The organism is Streptomyces sp. NPDC051286 (assembly GCF_044455345.1).
Lineage (GTDB): Bacteria > Actinomycetota > Actinomycetes > Streptomycetales > Streptomycetaceae > Streptomyces.
The window spans coordinates 1-6,073 of record NZ_JBITER010000111.1; the positions used below are offsets into that span (position 1 = coordinate 1).

At 67.5% G+C, this 6,073-nt stretch carries 6 protein-coding genes; 4 read left to right on the plus strand and 2 right to left on the minus strand.

What is annotated here, in order from left to right; genetic code table 11:
- The first annotated feature begins 332 nt into the window (after nt 1–332).
- Both ACIBB8_RS37280 and ACIBB8_RS37285 read left to right on the plus strand, forming a co-directional pair.
- Nucleotides 333–1,184: a hypothetical protein gene (locus ACIBB8_RS37280; protein WP_398959785.1), complete on the plus strand. Its 852-nt coding sequence runs from the start codon at nt 333–335 to the stop codon at nt 1,182–1,184.
- Nucleotides 1,185–1,347: 163 nt separating this feature from the next.
- On the plus strand, nt 1,348–1,809 hold the full coding sequence (locus ACIBB8_RS37285) for a hypothetical protein (RefSeq protein WP_398959787.1): 462 nt from the start codon (nt 1,348–1,350) through the stop codon (nt 1,807–1,809).
- 200 nt (nt 1,810–2,009) lie between these two features.
- Here ACIBB8_RS37285 and ACIBB8_RS37290 read toward each other — a convergent pair whose 3' ends face one another.
- Complete coding sequence (locus ACIBB8_RS37290) at nt 2,010–2,357, minus strand: hypothetical protein (RefSeq protein WP_398959789.1); 348 nt, start codon at nt 2,355–2,357, stop codon at nt 2,010–2,012.
- Nucleotides 2,358–2,486: 129 nt separating this feature from the next.
- Here ACIBB8_RS37290 and ACIBB8_RS37295 point away from each other — a divergent pair, with 129 nt between their 5' ends.
- Together ACIBB8_RS37295 and ACIBB8_RS37300 are read left to right on the plus strand one after the other, a co-directional pair.
- Nucleotides 2,487–3,941 carry a hypothetical protein gene (locus tag ACIBB8_RS37295; protein WP_398959791.1) on the plus strand — a complete coding sequence of 485 codons (1,455 nt, stop codon included), beginning with the start codon at nt 2,487–2,489 and terminating at the stop codon, nt 3,939–3,941.
- Nucleotides 3,942–3,946: 5 nt separating this feature from the next.
- Nucleotides 3,947–4,912, plus strand: coding sequence for an endonuclease domain-containing protein (locus ACIBB8_RS37300; protein ID WP_398959794.1), 966 nt, complete (start codon nt 3,947–3,949; stop codon nt 4,910–4,912).
- A gap of 124 nt (nt 4,913–5,036) precedes the next feature.
- On the opposite strand, the gene ACIBB8_RS37305 is transcribed toward ACIBB8_RS37300, so the two are convergent.
- On the minus strand, nt 5,037–5,762 hold the full coding sequence (locus tag ACIBB8_RS37305; protein WP_398959792.1) for a GNAT family N-acetyltransferase: 726 nt from the start codon (nt 5,760–5,762) through the stop codon (nt 5,037–5,039).
- Between the last annotated feature and the right edge of the window lie 311 nt (nt 5,763–6,073).

Sequence of the window (6,073 nt, forward strand, 5' to 3'; positions counted from 1 at the left end):
ATCGCCCTCGCCATGCTCACCCTCGGCGGACACCGCCCCCACCTACCAAGCCGTCAAACCGCATAACCCCGCCCACGGAAGCGACCGAAGAGCCAAAAATGAAGTGGTCGGCGGTAGGCACTGAGCCGATCGTCGGCCGGACGCGGGGCGTGCAGAGCCGAGAGCTGACGTGTCTCAGAATCCCTTATCAGTTTGTTCTCCCACGGTTCTGTCACCGTGGTTCTTTCACCTTGACCTTTCACTTGGCTCTCTCATATACCCGCTCAGCCGGGCAGAGTTGGCAGTGCTGAACTGTTTGTTCTCTGCGTGGTTATCCGGCTAGCTTCTGAGACATGACGACGACAGCGCCCAACCAGCAGGACAGGCAGGCGAATAAGGCGACCGGAAGCGACACCCGGGTGGCGCTCCTCAAGCGCTCGGTCCGTGCGAACGTGCCCCTGCGGAAGACGTTCGTACAGGCGGTGAGGGGATCCGCGTGCCGGCACGGACCGCTGAAGGACTTCGTGACGGGGCGGGACCTGCGGGCGCTCAAGGCGTACCTGATGATCGTGGCGGCCTGCAGCAGCGGGGCTGATGGCTGGTCAACCACCCACGACAGCGCGGTGTGGGCCCGGCTCATGGACATCCAGGACACCGCGACCGACCAGGCTGCCCGCACCGGTGCCTGGCGCACCCTGCTCCGGATCCAGAAGCGCAACCTGATCACCTGCACCCGCACCGGCGCCAAGATCACTGTGACTCTGCTGCGGGAGGACGGCAGTGGCAAGGCGTACGACCGGCCCCGCGGGGAGTCCGAGGAAGAACGCTTCCTGCAGATCCCGGCGTCCTTCTGGACAAAGGGCTACGACCAGAAGATCGACCTGCCCGGACTGGCGCTGCTGCTGACCATCGCCCGGGAGAAGAACTGGTCGACCTTCCCCGCAGAAAAGGCACCTGACTGGTACGGCTGGTCCGCCGACACCCATGAGCGCGGTCTGAAGAAGCTCCTCGATCTCGCCCTGGTCAAGCGCCGTGAGCACTACACCAAGGCCCCGCTGGCCCCCAGCGGTGTGGTCATGGCGTACCAGTACACCCGCACGTCCGTGATGCAGCCCCGCAAGAGCAAGAAGGAGACCACCAGCGCCCCGGCCGCCGGGGCGGCCACGGCCAAGACCGCTGCCCGCAGTTCCCAGAGAGGGAGGTGACCTCATCAGCCATGCACCGGGGGAACGTCCGCGTACCCGACCTGACGAACAACTGATACCTGCCTGGCTCGACGAATCCTTCCACGAGCACAACGCCACCGGCTTCTACATCATCGCGGCGGCCGTCATCGAGCCCGCCGCGGTCGATACCGTCCGCGAAACCATGCGCCGGCTGAAAGGGCGGCGCGACACCAGCAAGGTCCACTGGACCGAGATGAACCAGCAGCAGCGCCGCTACGCCGCACAGCTTGTCGCCGCCCAGGAGCAGCTGCACATCGTCTCGGTGGGCTCGCCAGTGCCTCGGCGCCGGCAGGAAAGGGCCCGCAGTAAATCGCTGGGCGAGCTCGCTCGTCAGCTGCACGGCTTCGGGGTCAACCAGCTCTACCTGGAAGCCCGGGAGAAGGAACTCAACAAGCGGGACATCGCGACCATCAGCGAGGTCCGCCGGGGTCTGCCCAAAGGCACCACGCTCAGGGCCGACCACATCCCAGGTGCATTGGAACCGCTGCTCTGGGTGTCGGACATCGTCGCCGGTTCAGTCCGGGCGCACCGGCAGGGTGATGCCCAGTACCGGGACATTCTCGGAGATGCGCTGATCGACTTCGACGTGCCTACAGGCTGCTGACGAGTCCAGAAATGCGCCGAGCCAGGCTCCCGGTCTGCCCCAGGTCACCTGGCTCCACTTCCAGAGGCCCACGGCCCCTGACTTGCTTCCACACTACAGGCCACTTTGACAGCCGCCAACAGACAGAAAGCGCATTTCACCACCTCTTAAGGGCGGAGCGCGACCACGGAGAGCGCTCCGCCCCAGCAGCCCGTACAGGTCTACTGGTCTCCCACGTGCTTCATCAAGGCCTCCCAAAGCGCTGCATCAAGATCAATTACCTCTGACTGCAGTTGCCGCACATCACCGTCTCCGCTGCCGATCTGCTCCAGCAAGCTGTGCAAGTTCCACATGAGCCGATGCGGCATCTCCACCCCGCGTGACGTCTCCGCCGGTGCGCCAGTGGAGGTGACGCGCCACCCGAGCTGCACCGAATCGTCCTGGGGCAGCATCACGGCCTCCAGGGCCGTCCCGGAATCAGCGCCGCTTGCCCTCGCCTGTGCGGCGAACGCCTCGATCTCCCCAAGCGTGACCGACTCATCCCACAAGAACTCGATATTGAGCGCCATCTGCTTCCTCCCCGGCTAGATCTCGTATCCAAGCAGGTGGACGACCGGCAGCGTGGCGTACAGGACAAGCATCTGTGGCCGACTATTGCGCTCTGTTGATTGTCGGTGGCTGCCCGTAACGTCACTCGTATGGCGCACGGTGTGTTCCACAAGGAACTCGGCGAGATCAACCTGTCGGAGCTGGACCTCAACGACCCAGCTGATGCCAGATTGTGGCGGCAGCTGTACGGCATCAAGGGCGGCAAGACGCCGAAGGGGCACCTGGAGTGCCTCGACTGCAGGGAGCGCGATCCGGGCTGCCCGCAGTGGATGTTTCTGCAGATGCGGCGGGGACGGCCGATTGCTGTCCACTACACCACCGGCATTCGGCACCCCACCCGGCCCGAGAGCCCCAGGCACAAGGCACTCAAAGAGCGCATCGCCCGTGCGGCCGAGACCGCTGGGTTCTCGGCCGAGCTGGAGGCCCGAGCGCCGGACGGCAGACGTCGCACCGACGTCCTGGTCCACGGCGACAAGGGACTCCGGCTCGGCTGCGAGATCCAGCTCTCCTACGAGACCGGGCCTTCCGTTTCCAAACGGACCGACATCGCCCGCGCCGACGGGCTCAGCCCGCTATGGACGACCGACGACCGCGGAGCACCCCTCATCGACCGCACCCCATGGGCGCGCATCGACCACCTTCCCGAAGAGGCCATCTCCAGCGGCAACGCCCTCCTCGTCCGCGGCGGCGTCAAGGAACTCGAGATGGTGCGGTGCGACAGCACAAGCCCAGTGCCCTGCCCCGATCGCAATTACGGCCGCTGCAACCAGTGGCACGGAGCCTGGTCCCCCGTTCTCGGAATGCACCTCGACCAACTGATCGGCGCCACCGCCGGAGGCCAGTACGTACCCCTCTACCTCCCAGCCCAGCAGGGCCGCCGCGGCCGAGCCGCCCACATGTGGGTGACCGCCCAGGACCGGGAGACCTTCCTCGATGCCACCGACGAGAAGCCGGTCCTCCCCGAGCCCGGCACCGTCGACGACGACGAGCCCGCCGCGCCCGCACGCCTGGCCCTCAACCGCAACTGCACCTACACCGAGGCCGAGAAGGAGAAGAAGCGGCGCGGCAGCATCCCCCGTGACACCGGAGCCAGCGTGCCCACCGGCATCACCGTCCGGGATCAGACAGCACCCGTTGCGCCCCAAGCCCGACCATCGACGTTCCTCTCCCACATCGCGTCCCAGCACCGCGCCGTACCGCAACAGGCGATTCCCCACCAGCGCACGGCCGTTGCCCCTGCACCGTCAACGACAGATCCGCTCGCGTGGCCCGGCAAGCCGCTGCAGCCGGCCCCCGCGACCGTACCGGCCCAACCGCTCCCGGCAGCGCGGCCCTTGCCTCCCGCGCCAGTCACGAAGCCAGGTCCGGCAGCCGCACCGCAGCCGTACCGTCGAGCGCTCGCCACACAACTGGGATGCAGGCCCGAACAGGTGGGGCGCTGTGCTTCCTGCCTCGAGCCCACCGTCCGGTACGGAGACGGCGGCGACCCCCTGTGCCCCTGCTGCAAGGCAAGCCGACCCACCGGTGAGCGCCCAGCCCGATGAGCGGCATGAACACGACGCGGCGGATCGAGGCCGCCCTCCTTGCGGCAGCTGTGCACCGGCCGACGGTTCCGTGGGGCGCCGACTATCAGCGCCGACCCATAGGCGGTCCAGCCACCTGTCAGAAATCCGGCCGGTACTGGACGGCCTGTCACGGGCAACCCCACCGAGGCCCTCAGCGCCCCTTCCACGGGCCACTGACCGAGACCTGGACCCGCCCGGGTCGCGTGCCGCGCTGGTACGTCTGGTGGCGGCTATGGGGCGAGCAGAGCGGCACCTGCGCAATATGCCCCGGCCCGGCCGAAGTCGTCGATCATTGCCACACCACAGGGCTTGTCCGCGCCCTGCTCTGCTACGACTGCAATCACACGGAAGCCCTGCATGCCGTACGGCAAGCGCTGGGACTCCACAGCACCGAACAGTGCTGGTTCCAGGCGTATTGGGACGATCCGCCGGCCGCCCGCCATCGCTGGTACTGGCCTTACGAAAACCGGTCGACCACACACAGCTTCCTCACCGCCCCGCCGGCCTGGGCCGCAGCACGGACAACTCCAGCGCCGTGGTGCACCCGCAACTGCCGGTACCGGATCCGTGGAGTCCTCGGCGACGGCGTTCTCCTCACGCACACGCCCGCACCCCCTGACCCCCCGTTCACCCGGCAGGCGCTCCTGAGCCATGCCCTATCGGCGCTGCCAACGCGCGCGGATCGTCGCGGGGGACACAATGGAGCCCGCCCGAAACGAGGTTCGGACGGGCCGGGTACTGCTGTAGCGAGTGCTGGTGGCAGCGTTCCCAACCCGTGTGCCTGGTGCGGGAAGCAGAAACCCGAGAGCTTGGGCGCAACGCCTCGGAAGTACTGCAGACAGGCGTGTCGGCAGCGGGCGTACGAGGAGCGGGTAGTGAAGAGGCGTGTGGCAACAGTGCCGGGCCCGTGGGTGCTCCCGTACCCCGAGGAGGGTGGGGAGCAGTCATAAACGATCTGGTGCCACTCTCACCGCGATACCGGCCCGCGCGCGTGCGTAGGACGGTCTCACGAGTTCCACGGATGTACCTCTTCGCAGGTCAGGACGATGGGGGCCCGGTCTCACGGGCGGCCGGTCAGTTGAGGGAGCGCCAGCGGGTGAACACGCACTGGTCGTCACCTGCGTGGATGCCGAACGGCAATCCGAGGCGGTCGACGTGGAACCCCTCGCCGGGGGCGAGGACGGTGTAGCCGTGCCGGGTGTAGAAGGCACCCAGGTCACGCTCGGTCTCGTACGAGCCGTACAGCAGGAGGTAGTCGAGCTGGGCGTAGACCTGCCACGCCCGCTTGAGCAGGGCGGCGGCGAGGCCCTGCCCGCGGGCCGTCTCGGCTACCGCCAGGCCGTGGACCTTGGCGACCGCCACGCCGAGGGTCAGGGCCCTCATCGGCTCGTAGCCGTAGTCCATCGCCTTCTCGATGACGGTCCCGGGCGCGGTGACGCACAGCGTGCCGATCGGCTGGTCACGCCCGTCGGCGGCGATCAGGGTCAGGCTGAGGCTGGACATGGACTGGGCCATGTTGTTCTGCCCGACGAACGTACGGGCGGCGGCGGTGTAGAAGGTCTTCGTGGTGCCGCCCAGGCCGGCCAGCAGGGCGGAGCCCGCCGTCCCGTCCTCGATCGCGGAGCGCAACGCGGGGATGATCCGGACCCCAGCCGTGGCCAGCAGTGCGTCGGCCACGGCTGTGTCTTGCGCTCGGGCGAGCCGAATACGGGTGTTGGAAGGTCCGGGCCAGCCTGTGCGCAGCCGGTCGGCGGACAGTCGCGCGGGCCCCGCGCCCTTCCTCGGCGTTCGTTTGGCCATGGACAACTCCCTGGAGTCGGCAAAAAAGACAGCTGTGCTGCCTCCGAGAGGGATGTTGTCCCGGTATCAGGTGCCTTAGAGCCGGTTTCCGGTCGAATGTTCCTTGGGCTTCTGCACTCGGCGCCGGCTGTGCAACGACGAGCGGGACGATGCCCTGACGGCACGACATGAGTCGCCGACGACCACCAACCGTTGCCGCTTCTCACTCGCCATTTGGGGCTCTCCTGCCGTATGTGTGGGTCATTCTGTGGCGGGTTGGCGGCCGGGGAGGGTGGGGCGGTGGCCGGCGAGGGTGAGCATGACGAGGGCGA

Excerpts from the sequence above, each read along its gene's own strand:
- ACIBB8_RS37305 (WP_398959792.1), bottom strand. The coding sequence starts at position 5,762 with ATGGCCAAACGAACGCCGAGGAAGGGCGCGGGGCCCGCGCGACTGTCC.
- ACIBB8_RS37280 (WP_398959785.1), top strand. The coding sequence starts at position 333 with ATGACGACGACAGCGCCCAACCAGCAGGACAGGCAGGCGAATAAGGCG.
- ACIBB8_RS37295 (WP_398959791.1), top strand. The coding sequence starts at position 2,487 with ATGGCGCACGGTGTGTTCCACAAGGAACTCGGCGAGATCAACCTGTCG.
- ACIBB8_RS37285 (WP_398959787.1), top strand. The coding sequence starts at position 1,348 with ATGCGCCGGCTGAAAGGGCGGCGCGACACCAGCAAGGTCCACTGGACC.
- ACIBB8_RS37290 (WP_398959789.1), bottom strand. The coding sequence starts at position 2,357 with ATGGCGCTCAATATCGAGTTCTTGTGGGATGAGTCGGTCACGCTTGGG.
- ACIBB8_RS37300 (WP_398959794.1), top strand. The coding sequence starts at position 3,947 with ATGAACACGACGCGGCGGATCGAGGCCGCCCTCCTTGCGGCAGCTGTG.